This is a genomic window from Parachryseolinea silvisoli (assembly GCF_021190955.1).
Classification (GTDB): domain Bacteria; phylum Bacteroidota; class Bacteroidia; order Cytophagales; family Cyclobacteriaceae; genus Ohtaekwangia; species Ohtaekwangia silvisoli.
Genome location: NZ_JAIOAO010000002.1, coordinates 910,710 through 931,671, shown reverse-complemented (window position 1 = coordinate 931,671; position 20,962 = coordinate 910,710). Strand labels below are relative to the sequence as shown.

18 protein-coding genes are annotated in these 20,962 nt (G+C 51.4%); 7 read left to right on the top strand and 11 right to left on the bottom strand.

The features are described 5' to 3' along the window. Window positions 1-2: 2 nt before the first annotated feature. The 4 genes from K7P01_RS13750 to K7P01_RS13735 form a co-directional block, all read right to left on the bottom strand. A complete protein-coding gene (locus K7P01_RS13750) occupies window positions 3-1,412 on the bottom strand; it encodes an RtcB family protein (RefSeq protein ID WP_267293888.1) in 1,410 nt (469 codons plus the stop codon). A gap of 332 nt (window positions 1,413-1,744) precedes the next feature. Continuing rightward, entirely contained in the window at window positions 1,745-4,273 is a 2,529-nt protein-coding gene (locus tag K7P01_RS13745; protein ID WP_267293886.1) for an ABC transporter permease, read from the bottom strand. Further along, window positions 4,224-6,866 (bottom strand): ABC transporter permease, encoded by a 2,643-nt coding sequence (locus K7P01_RS13740; RefSeq protein ID WP_267293884.1) that lies wholly within the window; start codon window positions 6,864-6,866, stop codon window positions 4,224-4,226. The genes K7P01_RS13745 and K7P01_RS13740 overlap by 50 nt, the downstream gene beginning before the upstream one ends. 4 nt (window positions 6,867-6,870) lie before the next feature. Continuing rightward, on the bottom strand, window positions 6,871-7,203 hold the full coding sequence (locus K7P01_RS13735) for a PadR family transcriptional regulator (protein ID WP_267293882.1): 333 nt from the start codon (window positions 7,201-7,203) through the stop codon (window positions 6,871-6,873). A 131-nt stretch (window positions 7,204-7,334) separates the two neighbouring features. On the opposite strand from K7P01_RS13735, the gene K7P01_RS13730 reads away from it, so the two are divergent. After that, window positions 7,335-7,733, top strand: a complete 399-nt coding sequence (locus K7P01_RS13730) for an OsmC family protein (RefSeq protein ID WP_267293880.1) — start codon at window positions 7,335-7,337, stop codon at window positions 7,731-7,733. Here K7P01_RS13730 and K7P01_RS13725 read toward each other — a convergent pair. The 5 genes from K7P01_RS13725 to K7P01_RS13705 form a co-directional block, all read right to left on the bottom strand. Continuing rightward, window positions 7,722-8,795, bottom strand: coding sequence for a nucleotidyltransferase domain-containing protein (locus K7P01_RS13725; protein ID WP_267293878.1), 1,074 nt, complete (start codon window positions 8,793-8,795; stop codon window positions 7,722-7,724). The genes K7P01_RS13730 and K7P01_RS13725 overlap by 12 nt on opposite strands. Next, window positions 8,792-9,544: a nucleotidyltransferase domain-containing protein gene (locus K7P01_RS13720; RefSeq protein ID WP_267293876.1), complete on the bottom strand. Its 753-nt coding sequence runs from the start codon at window positions 9,542-9,544 to the stop codon at window positions 8,792-8,794. Before K7P01_RS13720 ends, K7P01_RS13725 begins: the two co-directional genes overlap by 4 nt. Before the next feature lie 141 nt (window positions 9,545-9,685). Further along, window positions 9,686-10,789 carry an AAA family ATPase gene (locus K7P01_RS13715; protein WP_267293874.1) on the bottom strand — a complete coding sequence of 368 codons (1,104 nt, stop codon included), beginning with the start codon at window positions 10,787-10,789 and terminating at the stop codon, window positions 9,686-9,688. A gap of 12 nt (window positions 10,790-10,801) precedes the next feature. Next, window positions 10,802-11,500, bottom strand: a complete 699-nt coding sequence (locus tag K7P01_RS13710; protein ID WP_267293872.1) for an RNA ligase family protein — start codon at window positions 11,498-11,500, stop codon at window positions 10,802-10,804. Window positions 11,501-11,862: 362 nt separating this feature from the next. Then, complete coding sequence (locus K7P01_RS13705) at window positions 11,863-12,681, bottom strand: helix-turn-helix transcriptional regulator (RefSeq protein WP_267293870.1); 819 nt, start codon at window positions 12,679-12,681, stop codon at window positions 11,863-11,865. A 367-nt stretch (window positions 12,682-13,048) separates the two neighbouring features. Here K7P01_RS13705 and K7P01_RS13700 point away from each other — a divergent pair, with 367 nt between their 5' ends. After that, window positions 13,049-13,993 (top strand): YncE family protein, encoded by a 945-nt coding sequence (locus K7P01_RS13700; RefSeq protein ID WP_267293868.1) that lies wholly within the window; start codon window positions 13,049-13,051, stop codon window positions 13,991-13,993. Window positions 13,994-14,037: 44 nt separating this feature from the next. Next, window positions 14,038-15,309: a PKD domain-containing protein gene (locus tag K7P01_RS13695; RefSeq protein WP_267293866.1), complete on the top strand. Its 1,272-nt coding sequence runs from the start codon at window positions 14,038-14,040 to the stop codon at window positions 15,307-15,309. A 7-nt stretch (window positions 15,310-15,316) separates the two neighbouring features. Here K7P01_RS13695 and K7P01_RS13690 read toward each other — a convergent pair whose 3' ends face one another. Beyond that, window positions 15,317-16,189: an alpha/beta fold hydrolase gene (locus K7P01_RS13690; RefSeq protein ID WP_267293864.1), complete on the bottom strand. Its 873-nt coding sequence runs from the start codon at window positions 16,187-16,189 to the stop codon at window positions 15,317-15,319. A 93-nt stretch (window positions 16,190-16,282) separates the two neighbouring features. Between K7P01_RS13690 and K7P01_RS13685 the strand changes: the two genes are divergently transcribed. The 3 genes from K7P01_RS13685 to K7P01_RS13675 all read left to right on the top strand — a co-directional run bounded on the left by K7P01_RS13685 (window position 16,283) and on the right by K7P01_RS13675 (window position 18,169). Next, window positions 16,283-17,137, top strand: coding sequence for a LysR family transcriptional regulator (locus K7P01_RS13685; protein WP_267293862.1), 855 nt, complete (start codon window positions 16,283-16,285; stop codon window positions 17,135-17,137). Between the two features lie 49 nt (window positions 17,138-17,186). Next, window positions 17,187-17,636, top strand: coding sequence for a DUF2188 domain-containing protein (locus tag K7P01_RS13680; RefSeq protein ID WP_267293860.1), 450 nt, complete (start codon window positions 17,187-17,189; stop codon window positions 17,634-17,636). A gap of 185 nt (window positions 17,637-17,821) precedes the next feature. Continuing rightward, on the top strand, window positions 17,822-18,169 hold the full coding sequence (locus tag K7P01_RS13675; protein WP_267293858.1) for a hypothetical protein: 348 nt from the start codon (window positions 17,822-17,824) through the stop codon (window positions 18,167-18,169). Window positions 18,170-18,273: 104 nt separating this feature from the next. Here the strand turns inward: K7P01_RS13675 and K7P01_RS13670 are convergent, their stop codons facing one another. Next, the gene (locus K7P01_RS13670) at window positions 18,274-19,416 is read right to left on the bottom strand and encodes a hypothetical protein (protein WP_267293856.1); all 1,143 of its coding nucleotides are present in this window, start codon (window positions 19,414-19,416) and stop codon (window positions 18,274-18,276) included. A 491-nt stretch (window positions 19,417-19,907) separates the two neighbouring features. On the opposite strand from K7P01_RS13670, the gene K7P01_RS13665 reads away from it, so the two are divergent. Further along, window positions 19,908-20,945, top strand: coding sequence for a helix-turn-helix transcriptional regulator (locus tag K7P01_RS13665; RefSeq protein ID WP_267293854.1), 1,038 nt, complete (start codon window positions 19,908-19,910; stop codon window positions 20,943-20,945). Window positions 20,946-20,962 lie beyond the last annotated feature (17 nt).

Genomic DNA, 20,962 nt, shown 5'->3' with positions numbered 1-20,962 from the left:
GTTTAGTCCCGGGCCATACGAACGACCCGGGGTTGAAATATACCTTCTACATTTACCAGTGTAGCCTGGCTGCTCATGACCAGCTCGATGTCCTTGTAGGCTTCGGGTGCTTCTTCTGCGCTGCCTCCGATGAGCGTAACTTTCTCACGCTGTAGCGTCTTACGCAAGCTGCTCATCGTGATCGAGTTCTTGGCCCGCTGGCGCGACAGCTGCCGACCGGCGCCGTGCGCGGCCGAGTTGAGCGAAGCTTCGTTACCCTTACCGCTTACAACATAACCCGGTGTGGTCATGCTGCCGGGAATGATTCCCATCTCGCCGGGTGCCGCAGGCGTTGCGCCTTTGCGGTGGACGATGTAGGTCTCGCCGTCGTGCAAGGTTTCCTTCCAGGCAAAGTTGTGATGGTTCTCCACGGTGTGCAGTGCCGACAGCCCGAGGGCCCGGCACAGGTTGGCGTGAATACGATCGTGACAAGCTTGTGCATAGGCACCGGCCAGGCTCATCGACAGCCAATACTCCTGGCCGGCATCGCTGTCGAGGTCGAGCCAGGCCAGGGACTTGGCTTCGCGCGGCAGGCGGCAGCGGTCCATGGCAATGGCGGTATACGCCTGCGCGATGTTCGCACCGAGGCTGCGGGAGCCCGAGTGTGACAGCAGTGCACCGTATGTACCCGCCGGCAGCTGCAGACGGTTGCCTTCTTCAATTGTCAACGTGCCGAACTCCACAAAGTGATTGCCCGAGCCGGAACTGCCCAACTGGCGTACAGCCTTACCGTGCATTTTGCGCAGTAGTGCCGTAAGCTGAAAGTCCGGATGGTCGAGCACGGCGTGATCTTGCATCGTCTCGAGCGCACCGTCGTTGCCGAAGTGTGTTTCAGCGCCAAGGGCCTTCTTAAGCTCGTATACATGTCGGTCGATATAGCTGCCCGGCGCATCGAGGATGGTCAACGCCATGCGACAGCCAATATCCATACCGACGCCGTACGGCATAACGGCCTGTTTTGTGGCCAGTACGCCGCCAATCGGCAAGCCATAGCCCTGGTGGGCATCCGGCATGAGCGCACCCTTTACCGCGATCGGCAGCCGCATCGCCAAGGCCATTTGCTGCACGGCGCTGAGCTCGATGTGTTTGCTGCCAAACATGTCGAAGTGTGCCGGTTCGTCGGCAAGAGTATAGGTATTAAACGGTTGTACTACCGGCACCTTGGCGACAAGTTTTAGCGCCAGGATGCTTAACGTACTGTGGTCGGTATAATTACCGGGGTTTTGCAGCACGTCAAGGATAAGATTTAACTTCTCGTCGTTGGATGTGTGCTTGAAGTGGCGGTTCATAATGTTTAGCGCCAGGCTTCGTGTCACATCGGTTGGGAAGTCGATGACCGCGAGGTCTTTTATCGTTAATTTTTGTTTGCCCATAGGGATATACGGCCCGGGCCTGCGCAAAGTGGGTGCCGGTCCCGTTGTTACGAACGGGACAAGACAATCTCTTTCCGGTTGTGTACATCGCAAAAAACAATGCACGTACAAACGGGCAGGCTTACAGCCAGTTTTTAGAATAATAATTTGTTAAAGGAAGAAAACACGGCAGTATATGCCGGTAAGAGAGCTTACCGTTGCCGGATCGGGGCGATATGTAATTTCAGGGCAAACATAATCCTCTATAATTATAGGGTGATACAAGAGGTAATTGCAAGGCAAAGGTACGTCGACTTTTTTAATTGTACACATGTCGGCGGTATAATTCTTTTTTAATCATTCCGCAACGAATGGCTGGGACTGGTGCGGGCGGTTCGCAGTGATTGCCCGGCTACCAACACCAGCGTCGCGCTGACCAGAAGTACTGACGGTATAACAAAAGCTGTCCACGTAAGCGGCACATGGTAGGCAAAACCTTCGAGCCAACGATGCATCATGCTATAGGCCACCGGAAGTGCCAGCATCATGGCCACGACCATCAGCACCAGGTATTGCCGGCCCAGCATCACGAGGATGTCGGCGGTGGAAGCGCCCAGTACTTTGCGTATGCCGATCTCACGTGTGCGACGCAATGCCGACCAGGCTGATAAACCCAGTATACCAATACTACAAACAATCGCGGATACAACGGCCAGGATGGTCATGAGCTTACCCGTGATGCGTTCGGTGCGGTATAGATTGGCGATGGATTGGTCGAGAAAAGAGACGCGCAGCACGTCGTCGGGAAATATATTTTTCCAGGCAACAGCGATCGCTTCGAGTGTCGCCTGGGTATGGTCGGTCGACAATCGAATGCCGGTTTGGCTAAGCGCTGCCCGAAGCGGATAGATCGCTACGGGCTCAATTTCATGTTGGAGGGATCGGTGATGGAAGTTTTGTACGACACCGACGATGGTCGCCGTCAGGCCGGCATTGTCCAGCACGATTTGTTTTCCCAGGGCGTCGTGAGGGTTCGTGATGTTTAGTTTTTGGAGCAGCGCTTCGTTGACAAGGGTTTCGGTAGTGGAATCCTGTAGCACGATGTTACGACCTGCGACCAGTGGCAGCTTATAGGTTTCCATAAAGTGATCATCGGCCCAGCGGTCGCGTACGATGAATTCTTCCCACGTGGAACGGTTATCGTACTTTATAAAACCCCCGTCTAACGATGCGGCCAGTGGACCTTGATGTTGCAGTGTGGCTCCCTCCACGCCGGGTATAGTAAGTAAGGCATCGCGAAAAGCCTGCCGCCGGGAGAGGTCGGCTTTTGGTAAGCCTATCGTTACAACGGCCTCGGCAGGCACGCCTGTACGGTCTTCTTGTAGAAGAAAGTGTATTTGATGCAGCATAACGACCGTAGCCGCCATAAAGAGGAAGGCGACGGTGTATTGAAAGCAGATCAGCGATTGTTGTAGCCATTGCTGTTTACCGTTCAGGACACCGGCCTTTCCGGCCAGGGCGCGGATAGGATTAAAGCCCGATAATACTACAGCAGGATAGTATCCGGCCAGGAATATAAGCGCCAGACAGGAGAACAGTATCGTGGCAATCTCTCCAAAGGATGCCAATTGCGTCAACGTCAGATCCACCTGCAGCCAAAGATTAATGAATGGCAATGTGATGTAGACTGCGATTAACGCCAAGCCCGCGGCGGCCAACACGACGATGGCTGTCTCTATCATAAACTGAATGAACAATTGGCGTTTGCTGCTACCCAGGTATTTGCGTACACCGATCTCCTTTGCACGCGACCCCGACTGCGCGATAGACAAGTTGACGTAGTTCATGCATACCAGTCCGGTCAATGCGAGGGCTACCACTGCCAGGGTCCATACTACCGGCTTGCTGACGACGCCATCATAGCGGGTATCGAAGTGTATTTCAGCCAAAGGCTGCAAGCGGAATTGCCAGTGGCGGAAATCGGCACCGAGGTGTTTTGCAACAAAGGCCGGTAACTGGGCTTCGAGTGTAGAAGGCCGCTGCCCCGCTTTCAGTTTTATAAAAGTCCACTTGCTACCGCCGATCCACGTGTAGTTCTGATCCTGATATTGAGGGCTGAGTATCTTGAGTGTGGGTAGGGAAACCAACACGTCAACGTTCAGAGCTGAACGATCTCCGGCATTGGCGAAGACGCCCGTCACCGTAAGGTCGACGGTGTGGTTGATGTTGAGCGTACGACCGACGACATCGGCTCGGCCGAAGTATTTGAGCGCCTGCCGTTGCGAGAGCACGACGCTTTTGGGCCGCGTCAGTGCCGTGTGTTTATCACCCTGAACAAATTCGTGATGAAATAGTTGAAGATAGGTGCTGTCGGCATACGCCGCGATTCCGTCCTCCTGGTAATGGTCGCTGCCCGCAGGTGTGGTGATGGTAATAGTCGGCGCGGCATAGAACCGCATGCAAAAGGCCGCGGCTTCCACCGCACTATACGTCGACTGCAACGCGTGGCCCAGGGGCAGCGATGTGCCTTCTTCATGCTCGATGGGACCGGCGGGTGTATGAATGTCCAGTACGACACGGTATAGGCGCTCGGCATCTTCATGATGCCGGTCGGTCTCGAGGTGACTGCCGACATACAGAAAGACCAGCAAGCTGCATAGCATGCCCAGGGCCAGCCCTGTGATATTCAGGAGTGTAAACCACTTGTAGCGGGCTTGCAGTCGTAGGGCAATCTTGAGATAATTCATAGCGCCGATCAATATCGGTGCTTTTTTGATCGGATTCAACCCCTCCCACACGATGATGGCGGAAAGTAGCACGTTGCTTTTCTTCTTATCCGTGCGCCAACGTACGTGCAGGGTTTTTCCACGAGGCTTTGACACAGGGATAAGCCACCGCTACCAGCGTAATGGTGAGGAGTGCCAGCAGTGGTCCGATAAAGTCGCCTGCTCCCGGCGTGACGGCAAAAGCAAAGTTTTGCAGCCATTGCCGCATGGCGTAAAATGTAATGACGCTTCCCAACACGGCGCTGACCAACACAATCCGTACATACTTCGCAGTGAGCCAGGTAATGACTTGCGCAGTACGTGCACCAAAGACCTTGCGTACAGCAATCTCACGGGTGCGATATTGGACGTGATGCGCCGCCAGGGCAAACAGACCCGCACAGGCAATCACGATGGCAATGGCTGCAAAAAACTGAACGACGGTTTCAAAGCGGTCGATCACGGCATACTGTTTATCGTATGACGTTTTGATAAACTCGTATTCAAACGGCGCATCGGGAAACAGGGTGGCCAGCTCGCGTTTTGCACTCGCTATTGCGGCCGCATCGTGGCCAGGTTTTACCTGGAGTGTGACAAAGCCTCCAGGGGCCGGGTTGTAACACAAGACTAAGGGCTCGACGATTGTTTGCAGATAGTGATGATTGTAGTTCGAGCATACGCCCACGACTTCATACTCCTCGCGTCGCCAGCGTATGCGCTGGTGCAGGGCTTCGGCCGGCGTAGAGAATTTCAGAATGCTGAGCGCGGCTTCGTTGATAATGACAGCCTGCGTCTCGGTGGAGAAGGTATCGGAAAAAGGACGACCCGCCAGCAACCGGACGTCGTACGTGCGAAAGAAGTCCTGGTCGACCAGCAGTTTAAAGACATTATTATCGTCGATCGAGGGTCCTTGTACGCGCCGTACATAACCGGACTCGTTCAGCTTCATTCCCGGTACTGCCGAAGCAAAGGAAACGGAGCGAATGAAGGGGTATGCCTGCAGGCGTTCCTTGTATGCCTGCACATGGCCTGCATAGGCGGAGTCTGTCGTACCCGGGCTGCGTACCACAATGCGGTTGTCGAGGGCGACGCCCAGGTCGGCCTGTTTCATGAACCGTACCTGGCGGCCCACTATGACGGCGCTGGAGAATACTACAAATGCCACTACAAATTGAAAGTATACCAGACCGGCTTTCATGCCGGTGCCTTGCGCGGAACGTACCACCCTTGCGCCCAGCGCCTGTATGGGTTGTGCCGAGACGATGAGCGCAGGATACAGCCCCGTTACAGCACAGCCCGCGGCGATGCTGAGCCCCGTGATCCAGGTATACTGCGTGTCTTCCAGGAAGGGCAACGGCAAGTCAACACCCAGCCACGCCTCTACAGAGGGATGGATCAACAAGAGCATCAACACGCTGAGTGCGATGCTGACCATGTGAATCACAACGGACTCCGCGAGAAATTGCACCACGAGATGTGCACGGGTAGAGCCTAAGATTTTTTTGATTCCGATCTCTTTGGCACGCTCTAACGATCCCGACAGAAACATGTTGACATAGTTCACCCAAGCCATGGCGATTATCGCATACGCAATGATGGTCAGGAACATGAGGTGCTGCGCGGAGATGCCTGGGGAGAGCTCTTCGCGTAAGTGCGAGTGCAGGTGTATTTTCTGAAGGGGTTGGAAGAAAATCGAGATGTGGTGGTCGTCGCCGTATAGCTTGTGCAGTAGTGGCTTCGTATCAATCGTGAGTGGGTTATTCGCCGCCTGTGGGGTAAAGCGGACGTAGGTATAAAACTGGCTCCAATATTTATTTTCGTCGAGTCGCGCGGACTGGATCGTGGCGTAGGAGATCAGGTAATCGAAACGGATGTGCGAATTAGCCGGTACATCCTGCAAAAGAGCGGTTACGGTATAACGGGCGCGTTCGCCATTGTCGATTTCAAGTGTCTGGCCGATTATGTCGTTAGGCATAGCCGTGCCAAATATTTTCGTGGCGAAGGATTGTGTCAGCGCAATGGCATGAGGCTCGGTGAGTGGATGACGATCGCCCTGTTGGATCGGGAACGAGAACAGTTGTAAGAATGCGCTGTCGGCGAAAAAGCCGTTCTCGGCGCTGGCGTTGTAGAGAATACGATCGTTGACGCGGTATGTGACTGTGGTATAGGGTTTGAACGTGTTGACGGGTACAAAGCGCGTATAGGCTTCCACGCCTGGTAGCTCTTCTTTTAAGACCGGTCCCATGGCTGGTACGTTTCCCGCATAGCGGCTGGAGTTGTTTCCTGTATAATCCGTTTCTCCCCAATCGAACGCGACACGGTAAAGATCTTCGCCGCGTGTGTGGAAAGTATCATAGCTTTGCTCGAACACGATGTACTGCATGATCAACATAAAACTGACAAGCCCAACGGCCAGGCCCGTGATGTTTAGCAACGCATACCCTTTGCGCCGTTCCAGGTTGCGCCAGGCGAGCTTTAAAAAAACCAGGTGTACAACTTCGTGGGCCACATGGCTTTTCTTTTTCATGGTATAGGGCCGACAGGTTTGAAAGGCTTCGAGCAGATAGTGCCAGCGAGCGCACCAAATGCCATGAGACGTGACACGTTGCTGGAACATTTCGTCGAGGTCGCCCTCTATCTCTTCGAGAAAGTCGACGTTCACAAACCAGCGGAGCATCTTCTTAATAAGCGTGGGTGGCGTGTGTTTCATGTGGTCAGATGGTTTTGAGTACAGCTTTTGGCAAGAGCGACCACATTTGGCTGCGCAGGGCCTGGGCGTCGCGCAGGGTCTGGAGGCCCTCGGCGGTGATTCGGAAAAGGCGCTTGCGTTTGCCACCACGCACGTCGGAGGCCTCGCCAAACCGCGATTGTAAAAACGCTTTCTCCTCAAGCCGGTGCAGGGCCGTGTGAACCGCGCCAATACTGATCACGCGGCCGGTGTGCTGCTCTACCTCCGCTCGCACGCTGACGCCATACGCCTCGTCGTATAGGATTCCGACGGCCAGGAGGACGATCTCCTCAAATTCACCGAGATAAGTTCCTTTCATATAATCCGGGACAAAGCACTATATCTTAATATAATTCATAAATGTAAATAATATTATTTTGGAACCTATGGGTGTTCTTCTTTTTTAAGAGCGGTAGCCTGGATTTTTGTATATTCGTTGTAGCACAGTTTATGAAAGTGACGGCAAAGCTTGAAAATCATTTTAATTACCACGCTGTAACGGTTGAATCGGACGGTGTTGCGCGTGACCTTTCGATTCCAGGTAAAGTTGCCGGGCTTGGATCGGGTGTGAACGGCGGCGAGTTGTTGTGCCTGGCCCTGGCTACGTGTTTTTGCAACGATCTCTACCGGGAGGCCCATCGGCAAGCCCTCGTGATCCGCCGCGTAACGGTGGAAGCTTCGGCCGAGTTCAGCGCCGAGGGCCAGCCCGGATATAATTTTCAGTATAAAGCTGAGGTCGAGGGCGAGGCCACCGACGAGCAGATCGCCGCCCTCATCCGGCACACCGATACGGTCTCGGAGATACAGAATACACTGCGACGCGGTTCATCCGTGACGTTAGTCGAATGACTGTGTATAAAACTCTTCCCGGATGCCTATGAGCGCCTCTTCGGCATGGTGGATGTCCGGTGCGTCGGGTAAATCTGCCATTTTAAACAGATGATCTACCAGGTGCACCTTTTCTTCGGCTTGTTTTAACAGGTCTTCATATGCAAACTCGCCGGCGCGAATGCGCAGCAGCTGCTCACGGTCCGGACGACGAACATTCACGCGTCCTTCGCGGGCAATTTCTTCGGCCATGTTCAGTATCCGGAATACGTGCATGATGTTTTTGGCATCGTAATGACGGCCATGGTTGAGGGTGCTCTCATAACGGGCTTCGTTTCGCGTACTCACCCATTCCCAATATTGGCGATATTCTTTACAGTACACCGAATATCCGTCTTTGTTAAAATATACCGTTGCCTGAGGCTCTGATCCAGCCGGTATCGAGCTGAGCGATACTTCGTCGGCCGCCGGGCTGGAGAAAATACCGGAAAGCTTACGCCCGGTTTGCGACTGATGAAATAAGACATATACCTCGCGCATGTGGTCTACGCGCATAAGGCCACAATCTTCCTGCCGGTATTGTTTTTGGGCTAGCCATGTGGCAAGGGGCAATGCGCCCTGACCTACCAATACATAGCAAAAGTCAAGGATGGTTTTACGTACCTCCGCGACAGGATTTAAGATCTTTTTGTTGAGACCGCGCGCTTTTTTGATCTGTGCATACGCGTACTGCCCAAAGGTTTGGTTGCATAGCTTCGATAAAAACATTTCCGGGCGCAATTGCGCCAGCACAGCGTGGCGATATACTACACAGTCGTCTGGTGTGCTGAGCAGCTCCAGAATGTTAGGATTGTTCTTTACCAGAAGGTCGACGATCTTGCCGATCTCATAGTACATGACATCGTTGGTTTCATTGTTAACCTGGTCGATGTACGTCATTCCGTAATATGCACGACGGGGCAGTATAAAAATTCCCTTGATATCAGTATCAGAATGCGGCAGCGCCAGGCCGTATGCCTGGCTGCCGCTGACACATTTTAGTAAGAGATGTGCCCTATCATATTCTAATTCTTGTAAAGTCATACTACATATTTTCGAAAGAGTGTGTGCAAAGGCTCGCTGTCGGCGACAGGTTCTGTAGCCGGCGGCACCGCCTGCTTCAGAAACTTTACTTCTTCCAGCAGGTATTGGTTCAGCGCTGGTACCGGCACGATGGTGTGGCCTTCGCATGCTATAGCTTTTTGCCGCAACAGGTCGTCTACTATGTCGTTCAACGCCGCCGGCAATGATGCCCGCAGCTGCGCAAACATGATGGGCGGCACAGTACCCCGTTCGGCAATCCACCGGGCAGCCAAGATGGGCCGGAGTGCATAAAAATACTTCTTAAGCCGTACTTCCGGTGCAGCAAGCTCGTATTCAACAACACCCTTGGCCATGCTGAGGTAGTGGTGCATGGCTGCCCGTGGCGAGAAATACTGCGGCATCAGCTCTTTCATGTCGGCCACGAAGTTGTCCTGTGCGGTGTATACCAGCGGCGATTGTAACCATTCATACAAGGGGGCATTGGCCTTGCGAAAAAGTCGTAATGCTTTTCGCAGCTCCCAGCCGCCGATATCGAGCACCGCATCGACCGGCAGGCCCAGTACATCCGGCCGCTCGTCGATCGACAAATAAAAGTCTTTTTTGTGCACATAAATAAACCGGGCATCGTAGTCGCTATCAGGCGAAGCAAAACCCCATGCCCGGCTTCCTGATTCACACGCCAGCAGGATCTTTACATCAAATTGCTGCTCCAGGTCTTTCAGCTTGTTCAAAATAACCTCTTTCATCATTGTCACGCATGTCGTACGTGTTCCTCGCTACAAAGGAAATACAGGACTACGCACTCTTTTTGCGCAGGAGATTTTGCGTGAAATTTTTTTCATGGAAAAAGCCCCGAACAGATGTTCGAGGCTCTTTATTTCCAGAAGCATCTATACGACATACGTTACCTCATGGGCTTCGTGCGGCGCGGGTACTTCCAGTTTTTGCAGTAGGTGCATCAGCGCCTTTTGTGGCACGGCGTGCTCCCGGTTCTTGTTCTGGTGCAGCCAGTCTTTGTAAGGCACCTCGATGTAGACCAACCGAACCCGTGCTTTGTATGTCACAAAGAGGTCGATCCACTGGGTGCGCACCGAGCGGGTGATGTTGGTAGCATTCCAGGCAAAGGGCCGCCCCTGGCGCAAGTATTCCCGGGCTTGCTCTTTTGCCTGCTGTACCGCCCAGCCCGTGGCAGCGGTGTCCTCAGGCTTTAGCTTGTGCTGGCGGCGAATGTTGTCCAGGCTGACCACGGGCAGGCCCGGATAGTGTTTCTGTAAGAAAGTATCTTTGCCCATGCCGGGTAAGCCCGACAACATCATTACCTCACCTTTCAGGTCGTCATACGGAATATATTCCGGCGAACCATTCTCCTTTTGGAAGTAGGTAAACTGCGCCAGTCCATTGACAAAGCGACGCGGTGTTTGCCAGCAGTGCTGTTCTTCGCAGAAAGCGATGAAAAGCTCAATGCGCTCCAGCAGGTCTTGCTGATCCGCGCAGATGCGTCCGCGAGCGTCGGCCTCTGCTAACAGCGCCAGCAACGGCATCTGTACGCGCAAGGATGCTTCCAACAAGCTCTTGAGAGGATCGGGCTTCTCCAGGATCCACAAGGGCAGACCGTGGTACCGTACCAGGGCCGCAACCTGCTCGCGTATAACAAACGGCGTGGGCACCTGGGTATATAGTATTTCACGGGCCGTGCGTTCGCCACGGCGTGCATGACCCGGCGAGATAATGCGGTCCCCCTCCTGTTGGGTAGTAGAGCGCTTCTCCACATCGTGCAACAGCGCCGCCGCCCACAGAATCTGCTGTTGTTGTGGTGCCAGCGATTGGTATCGTGCCGTTGCCTGCAGCGCTTCCAGTACCATGCGTGTGTGGATGGCTACATCCCCTTCGGCATGGTGTAGGGGGTCTTGCGGCACGTGCTGCATATCGGCCACCCACGGGAACGTTTGTTCCAGGGTCGACCAGTCTTTATTTGTTGTTATTGACCATTCCATACAGTATTCTATTTACGATCCGATCCGATATTCCCAGGCGAACGGAGCACGTCGCCAATGGCGTGTCCAATGTTCGTCGGTTTTCACATGTCCTTTCCGGACGTATTTCCATACGTGGTGCGGGAAGTCGGCTACTGCATATTCGGCAGCGTTCCGACTTACTACGCCTTCGCATGTACAGGGGACTTGGGTATGGATGTCGCGGGAGTCCAGCAGACTGGGTTGCGACACCAGTTCCAGTACTTCCTGCCGGTATACCTCTTCTTTCCACGGCGAGACAATGCAAAGCTCCGGCACGGTGGGAAAGTCAAACATTGCGGCGTAGAACTTTACTTCCTCCCAGCTCAGCCACGTGTCGAGTATACGTACTCCAAACACATAATAATGATGTTCCAGTCGCCTGTATTCAATCGAGTGTACAGCGTAGAGGTTCTCGCCAAAAATCTCCAGATCGCCCAGGTCATTCTTCAGCAGCGCCCATCGTTCGCGTATTGCTTTCGTCCACGCGGAAGTTGTCGGCGCGGCGTGCGAGCGGGCAAAGACGCCATACCGGCTCAGGCAATTATTCTCGCCGTCCAGCTTCTCCGTATGCACAATGGCTTTTAGTCTGCGTATGTCTGCCCAGTAGTGGTGACTGATGCGGTCGTCGCTTGTTGTGCCTGGCGAGAAAGGATAGTGATAGGTCCGCCCATATTTTCTTGATATTGTCATATGTACTTTCGTTTGAGTAAAAAAACAGCATGGCTTTGCCGGACCAACCCGCCTACGCCAACGCTCCGGTGGGCCAGCCGAATCTACCGGCGGCAAATGTGAAAGAACAAAACAATCCCGGTCTCCCGGTAGGGAGGCTTATATAGTCTGGCAGTACAGAAAAGGAAATACCATTTCAGCTCCCGGGCGCGGGAGAGTTTTGTGAGGATATGGTATTAAAAGGCGAGCACGTTTATAGTCCCTCTTTTTTAAGGGTTGTACATGTATTGCGATACAAAGGTATCTGTTATCCCGTAGAAACGAAACACCCCTGAAAAGGTTTTCAGGGGTACTCTCTATCTATTACAATAGTATCAAGTCTTTTAGAACAACCGGAATTTGTTTGCCAGTGACCCGGGAGCGGAAGCAATTTCCTTGGGGGTTTTGCCGCAGATAGCCTTGAAATCGCGGATGAAGTGAGATTGGTCGTGGTACCCTACGACCTCGGCAATGGATGCGAGGCTGCTGGCTTCGTCTTTTTCATAGATATATTTCAGCGCGTGGTTAAACTTCACCAGCTTGATAAACTGTTTGGGTGCCATGCCAAAATGTTGCTGGAAGCGGGTGTGCAGGTGGCGGGTGGAATAACCGACGTGTTCGGCCAGCTCCTCTACCTTCAGGCGGTAGCCGCCAGGGCTGGTGAGCTCCCGATAAATCTGCAAAAACTCGTTGTTGAAGGGATGATTGGCCAACTGCTGCTCCATGTAATTTTCGAAGAGTCCAAAGATCTCTTTATAGTTATCCCCGGAGCCGGCGATCAGGGATGAGACGGGAATGAGCACATTGGGTTCGTCCTGGCGCTGGAACTGATTGAGAATGCTCATCAGGCTTTTGCCGAAAATGAGGTTAAAAAACACCGGGTAGATGGACGCGCCGGCAATTTTGGCTTCGGTGTGGATAAACCTGACAGCGGTGTTGGAGTAGCCGACGTAAAAGCCGTTTTGCAACGGAAAAAGCTGGGTGTCGTCGCCGAAAAAGGTCTCGACGGCTTTATCGGCTTCTATATAGAAGAACGAGGGAAGACCATCGGGCAACAATAAATCTGTTATGGGAGTGTCGTTGGAAAATTCAAGTACGAAAAAATTTTTTACGACGGCGCTCAGCGATTCGCGTGGTGCGACCGTCTCAAATTTAAAGCTCATTACTATACACGTGTAAAATTCGGCGTAAACTTAACATTCAGTGCGGACTAATCAACAAGGATTATGCCGGCTCACACAACCCGGTGTTACATGCGCCACTGCGCCACCGCGTTGTATTTCGTACCATTTTGGCTTAATACCTTTCGTTCTATAGCATTTTAAGGTGCATACTATCCAGTACTGTTTTTTAAAGAAAGGGTTGGAATCGAGTGTAACTGTTCTGGTTACGCCCCTTTCCGGGCTGATATAAAACGGCCGAGTATTTGCTTATACTTCGTTTGAGAACGCTGTGCTCGTTCAAAAAATTGTCCATGCCCCGTAACCACCTGTGCCTTTTTCACACTCGTAGCGGGTACGTGGCATTTTTATGGCCATCCAAAATGTCTTTCTATTGATTAAAATGTACCTGCTCCGTAACATCCTGACAATTCTTTTTACGCTCAGCGGCACCGTAGCGTTGTCACAACGTGAGGCCACACACTGGATTTTCGGTGGACTGGGCGGCCTCGACTTTTCCTGTTCGCCGCCACGGGTTATACCATCGCCACACCAGGGGCTGGAGGGGAATGCCACGATCAGCACGCCTACAGGCGAATGGCTTCTCAGTACGGATGGGGATATTGTCTGGGATCGAAAGGGCCGCATACTGCCCAACGGGCGTGGCCTGGGTGCAAATTGCGAAGGCTGGGGAAGCATCTCTTCTACTCAGGCAGCGTTGATTGTACCGCACCCCGGTAATGCAAATCTGTATTATATTTTTACCACCGATTGCGCCGAAGACGGTTTCCGGGATGGCCTAAGCTACTCGATCGTGGACATGTCTTTAAACGATGGCTATGGTGACGTTACCATGAAGAAACAACAGCTGTTGTATCCGGCAGCGGAAAAGATCGCGGCAGTCTATCATCCAAACGGACACGATGTATGGGTGGTGGCGCACGAGACGCTGTCAAACCGTTTTTTTGCGTATGCCGTTACCGATGCCGGTCTGAATCCGACGCCGGTCACATCGCGCACGGGGCAGGTCCATCGCGGCGGACGGGGCTACCTCCGGTTTTCGCCCGACGGGAAACGGCTTGCTGCCGCCAGTTTCATGACCTACTATGCGGACGGGATCGATACCGAGCTCTTCAGGTTCGACGGCCTCACGGGCAAAGTACAGTCGGACTTTGTCCTAACCGGCGACATCTCGTATGCGCTGTCCTTTTCGCCCGATAGCAAACGCCTTTATACCAGCATTGCCTGGCAGGGGTTGCTACCTACGCGGGCATTATACAATATAATCTGGAAGCTGGCACCCCGGAAGAGATAATCGACCAGCGCTACTTTGTACCCGATTCGAACACCAAAGGCGCTATGCAGCTTGGCCCAGACGGACAGCTCTACTATGTATATGAAGGGAGCGACGGGTTCTTTACTACTTTTTACTTTGGCGTATTTACCAATCCTAACGATATCGGCGCCGCGAGCGGCCATATTCACAATTACATCAAACTCCCCTGCTACATACGTGGCTCGTGGGGATTACCCAATTTCATCGAGTCTTACTTTCAGACTGCTGTGCCGGGCACACCGGGCTGCCCCACGATCGGTGCCTCGCTGGCCGAACATGTGGACTTCACGATGCAGGCGGATTGCTCTGGCCTGGAGGTTGTTTTTGAAAACATCTCGCCGTATCAGGAATACGAGCTCCCGAGTAACCCAAATGGCTGGTATGTATGGTGGGAGTTGGATTTCGGTGACGGTACTGAACCATTTTTTACCTATGAGCCGATGGGGCGTGTCGCGCATACATACGAAAAACCAGGTACATATCGCCCAAAGATGGCTTACCGCCAACACGACTGCAATGCCGATGTGGAGCAAAAGGAAATCGCGGTAGGCGGCACGCAGGCTGTGATCGATGTTGACCAGGATTGTGCGGGCCTGGGTGTATTATTTGCCACCCGACTTATCCCGGAGGATCCGAATGCTACCTTCCAATGGGATTTTGGTGACACCGGCAGCACCCCCAGCACGGAGGCAAATCCAATACATGAGTATACCCGGCCGGGAGACTATACAGTTACGCTCACGGCCGAGACGGACTGTGGTACGCTCACGCAAACGCTCGAGGCTCACGTGCACGGCTTGCTGGACCTCGGCGCACCGGTGGCGGAACTGTGCCAGGGCGATGTGTTGCTGTTGCAGATTCCAGACGACATTCCCGGCTCTGTGGAGTGGAACTTCGGTTCTGACGAACGTGTCGTAAGCATAGCAAGCGCCGGGCAATATTCCGTTAAGCTCGTTCAGGACGATTGTATTACCGGTGACGAGATCACCGTCACAACGTTTGATTGCTCTGTCTGTCCTTACTTCGCTCCGAACGTTATAACGCCGAATGGCGATGACGAGAACGACTCGTTTGTATTCTCTGTCGAGTGTCCGTCCCTGTCGTACCACATGAACCTATATGATCGCTGGGGCCACAGACTCTACAGCACCAATTCACCTGTGTGGAACGGCCGCATTAAAAACGACATACCACCCGCCGGGGTGTACTATTATATGATCGAGTTCTCCTACATGGGGCCAGGCAGTCAGCCAATCACAAAAAAAGTGAAGGGCTGGCTGCAGATTCTGTATTAGGACGTTGTTACCACGGCACCTGTTTCAGAAAGTTTATGATCGCTCCGGCAATCTCAGCGCTGTGTGTTTCGAGCGCGAAATGACCCGTATCGTAAAAATGAACCGTGGCGTTTGGATTGTCGCGTTTATAGGCTTCGGCGCCGGCAGGTAGGAAGAAGGGATCTTTGTTACCCCAGGTGGCAAGCATTGGCGGCTTCTTGTCGCGGAAATATTTTTGGAATGCAGGGTAGAGGGCTACGTTGTTTTTATAGTCGCCCATCAGATCAAGCTGAATGTCAGCATTTCCGGGGCGGTCGAGAAAGTATTGATCCAGTGTATAGGTTTCCGGCGCGATCAAGGATTTGTCGGTTACGCCTTCTTCGTATTGGAATCGCGTTAGTTGCAGCGTTATGAATTGCCGGAGGGCCTCGCGATTGACGGCCGTGGGATCCTGCCAATAACGTTGAATGGGTGCCCAGCCCTCGCTGAGTCCTTCTTCATAGGCATTACCATTCTGGGAGATAATGGCGGCGATCTTTTCAGGGTTCGCCAATGCCAGCCGATAGCCTACCGGTGCTCCATAATCGAAGACATAAATCGCAAACCGCTTAAGCTTCAGCGTGTCGACAAAGGACTGCATTGTGCGGGCGAGGTTGTCGAACGTGTAAGGGTACTGTTCGCGTGGCGGCATGGCGGAATAGCCAAAGCCTGGCAAGTCCGGGGCGATGACCCGATATCGGTCGCTTACGGCAGGAATAAGATCACGGAACATAAACGACGACGTCGGGAACCCGTGAAGTAACAGGATGACGGGTGCCTCGGGAGCTCCGGCGTCGCGGTAGAAGATGTTCAGGCCGTCGGCCTGGGTGGTGCGGTAATGAATAGGATTTCGTTGTGTCATAGCGAAAATGTGTTTTGCATGGTCAAAAGAAGTACCTTTAATCAATCTTTAGAAACGATTAATATTTATGCTAACTATCACTATTTATGATCTATGAATATCCACGACCTAAAACTGTTTGAAGCTGTCGTCTTTCATGGAAATTTTACCAAGGCAGCCGATGCGATGCATACGGTGCAATCGAATGTGACGGCACGGATCAAAGCGCTGGAAGAAACCTTTGATGCGCAGCTCTTATCGCGCAGTCCGCGAAAGGTGAGTCTTACCATCGCGGGCGAGAAGCTGCTGTACTATAGCAAGCAGATCAATCATTTGCTGGAAGAAGCCCGTCATGAGATACGTTCTGCGGGGCAGGTAGTGGGCGAGCTCAAGATTGGGTGTATTGAAACGACGCTGGCGTTGAAGGTGCCAGGGATGATCAACCAGTTTGCAACAGAATATCCCGATGTGTTGTTGGAATTTAAATCGGGCTTTCCCGGTGATTTGGCTCAGGATGTATTGCACTACAAGCTGGACGCAGCCTTTGTCTCTGCGCCAATTGATATACCGGAGTTGGAGGAGCGCCACGTAAAGAAAGATAAGCTGGTGTTGATCACGGCTGCGAATACAGACATTAAAACGGTATTGGCAGCAAAGGCAGTGCGGGTGGTGGTGTTTGATCAGGGGTGTAGTTACCGGGGGCGGTTGGAGGCCTGGTTGAGCGCCAGAGGTGTGAGTAGGTATACTTGTACCATCATGAATACGATGGAGGGTATTGTAAATTTTGTGGAAGCGGGTGTAGGAATCAGTGTATTGCCGGAGGATTTGGTGAAGCAATTTTACGGGCGGAGGAAGCTCAATACTTTTCCGTTGGGAAGAGGATTGGATACATTATCCACGGTGCTGATCTATCGGAAGGATGTGCCGCAGTCGGCGGCGTTAAAAGCATTTGTGGCGTTGTATAAATAGCAGTTGGCACAATTTTAGGCATTTCCTGGTAACACTAAATATTACGCGTATGCCATGGAATAAAAAAAATTATCCACCGTCGATGAAGAATTTGCCGGCGGAAGTGCGCAATAAGGCCGTTGAAATCGCCAACGCGCTGCTTGCGGGAACTGATATGCCAGAAGGTATTGCGATCGCTACGGCCACGAGTCGTGCCAAGGATTGGGCCGCTAATCGGGGGAAAGAGACTGATAGCCTTTCGCCGGATTCGCGTTCGACGGATGTAAAGCATCACGGAGAAGATCGGTATGTGATTCCATATCACGGTGACCAGTGGGCTGTAAAAAAAGAAGGCGCCGCAAAAGCGGAGAAAGTTTTTGATAAAAAGACCGATGCGGTGGAGTTGGGGCGGCGTGAAGCGAAGGAGGCGAATGCTGCCTTGACAGTACAAAAGAAGACTGGCAAATTGCAAAAGCGTACGTCATACAATCCAAACAAGCGGGCACGCAAGCAATCATAACGCGATCCGCCACACTGCGCTGTGCTGCATGATTCAATTTGGGGATAGTTGAGGATAAATACCACAGCTTTTTTGTCCACAGGGAACCTCAATTGCCGTTATCTCCCTGAATTCGTCAGGGGCACAATATTTACAGTATGCTGAGTAGGTTTAATTATCTACAAGAAACTAAAAAGACAATTCGTATGAAAAAGGTAATGTTTGGATTCTGCATACTGCTCGGAAGTGCAGTAGCTACGTATGCACAGGACACCACTTCTACATCAAAAAGCAGCGACCAGTACCGCAGCACACAACAAGACAAACAAAAAGACGAGTACACAGACAAGGAAGTAATCGCTACCAGCGACCTGCCGAAAACTGTGCAGGACCAAATCCAAGGTCAGGATTACTCTGGCTGGACGGTAAGCAAAGCTTATCGCAAAACAAAAGATGGCAAGATGATGTACGCTGTTGAGTTAACACAAGGCAGCGACAAGAAGATCGTGAAGTTCGATGCCCAGGGCAACAAGCTGAAAGAAAAGAACAAGTAATTAGGGGTTAACGCATAGCCTATGGGCCATGTAAGAATAGTCAGGCATTGATGCCTGACTATTCTATTTTCAAGCTATTTCTTAGTGATGTATCAACATTTCGATTATTGGTTCATGGGTGTAAATGTTTGCCAAAGCACACTAGAATTATTGACTGCCGTACTATCATACGCGGTCGTTTGCTGCTGATCAACGCCACCTTTTGAAAAGGTCTTAAAGGTAAAATCTACGTTGCGGTTGACAAAAGGGCCGGCACTGCCAAGCGGATAGAGGTCTTGCACCCCGGTACTGCGATACCAGTAAATGTAATTACCCCACGGGGCATTATGCACCCCTCGCCTTCTCAGTACAATATCAAAACGCTGACCGCGCCGAAGAGGCCCTTGTATCGGAATGGTGTTCCAATGGCGACCAACTAATAATGACGCTGTGGGAACGACAGTTCTATATATAACAGAATCCAGTGCGTTTGAATCTCTTAAACCTCTTACCTGCACTTCCAGTGAATCGGCTAACGCTATGGCAGGTCCGACGCCAAGGTAAAGTTGCACACTGGTGAGGTTCACCCTGGGGTAGTCAGCCACAAACTCCTGCCAACGGGGTTGTTTGTTTCCTACAAAAAAACGACTTGATGCGCTCGATTGCTCCTGATCGATGGCATCATCCGCGTACGTGCGAAATGCATAATCCGAGATACGATCAGGATTAACGTCACTGAGTCCAGGGGGATAGGCATCTACTCTATTGTTGGGGCTGCACCGCCAGGCGATGTAATCGCCAGTAGCTATGTTATGTGGGCTCGAACGCGTAACATATATTTTATACTTCTCTCCCTTACGAATCTTTCTCCCTGAAAGTACGAACGAATTCCAGGATGATCCGGCTGACAGGCTACTCACCGGTACCGCCACACTGTCAACCCTATAGTGGTATGGAACAGAACGTACCACCACTAAAATGAAACCTGTGGCAGCCGGGCCTTTTTCCAGGTAAAGATCCAGTCTTCGAAAATTCAACGTATCATTCGATACCAACGGAGTGTAAACATCTACCGCATTGTTAGATGCTGCTCTATCATTGTTCAATTTTTGCGACTCAACATCTGTCATATTCAGGTCGCTGCAAGAAAGAAATATAGCCGACAAAATGATTACCGGAAAAGTTCTTTTCACAAAAACATGACATGCGCGAAGGACATTTAACAAAGGTTTAGTTTTCATTAGCATTGATTTTTTTCCTACTTCCATATATTATTATTTAAAACTTACTCTGCTTTTCCAGGTTACCACCCCCGCAATAACCCGAAGGACTTGTAATTAGTCCGTTGGCAATAAGACTTATGGTTATAGCTCCCGTTGTCCTGGTACCACATTAGACGGAACGGTCCAGGATGTTTCCAAAATCGAATACGGCTTCGGCTACGGAATACGAATCGTGCGCACGGGCATTCCAAACGATCGTTCGAGAAGCATACGATGTGGCTGTTGTAACAGCGTTACCAATAGCGGTGGTGGCAGGATTGGACTTTCCTTAGTATTCCGGCTGTGATGGTCACGCCTGTGGCTGTTGATTACCATATAGAGATTTGATCACGTATTTGATTGCAAAAATCTCATACTAAGCCATTAGGAGCCGGTACGTATGTACCAAAATCTATCAATTTTGTACCACTAAAAGGAAATTTGTGGCGGTAAAATTAATGTTGCAAAAGCAATAGCAAAAGCCATCTTAACCCTTTATGCAATCGTTAACATCCCGCCTCCAACTAATTGAGCATCCTAGCAAAGTTCGTCTTGAAAATCTTGTACGTGACCTGGAGCTATGGCCTTATGTGATCGTAATGGTGCATGATTTTAACACACAATGTACCTATGTAGATAAAAGGCAAAAGGAGATTCTTGGACATGCCCGGGGATGCTGGGATAATGAATTTATCTCTTTCATCACCCACCCGGACGACATTTTCAGGATCAATGAAAAAATGTCAGGCTACCTGATGGAGGTGAACAATCCGTTGTATGATAAAGAAGGGCCGCATGTTATGAAATTGTTGGGGCGCATGCGTTGTGTTACGGGGCAATACAAGACGATGGAATTCAGCGGTGTGATTTTACAATATAGTGATCAAGGAGAGTTTCAATTGGGTCTGGGGGTTTACCAGGATGTGTCATCACGCAAAAACGGGAACGAATCTATAAAAAAGGAGAGCATCCAACTTACCCGCAAAATAGAAGATCACCTGATTGAGATAAAGCGATTGTACTTCGAGATTTTTCCTCACACGCAATCGGATCGCGTACACATAAACACCTCCGGGGTTCCACGAATAAGCATCGTCAACATGGAGCAGCTGGCTGCGAAGGTGAAATACGAAATAGAAATTCATAAAATTCTTTTCAAGCAAGCAGCCGGAAGCCAATCACGGGCCGACATGGGAAAAATAAACCTTGGCGACTTACCACTGGCAACCAAGGCCGTTCAGTGCATTGAACAACATTTAGGGAACCCCGGGTTTACGATTGAAGGGTTTGCCGATAAAATGAACATGAGTCGCGGGCATCTATACCGTAAAATTCTAAACATCTTTAATGTTCCGCCTGCCGATCTGTTAAAACGAATGCGCATGGATAAGGCTGCGTTTTTATTGCAGACGAGCAATGAACCGATAACCCGTGTTGCGTTTGCGGTTGGATTTTCCGACTCCTCTTACTTTTCAAAATGCTTCCGTTCTCACTATGGAGCCACTCCTTTTGAATTTAGAAAAACAACAAAATAGAAATTTAACTTTTCCCA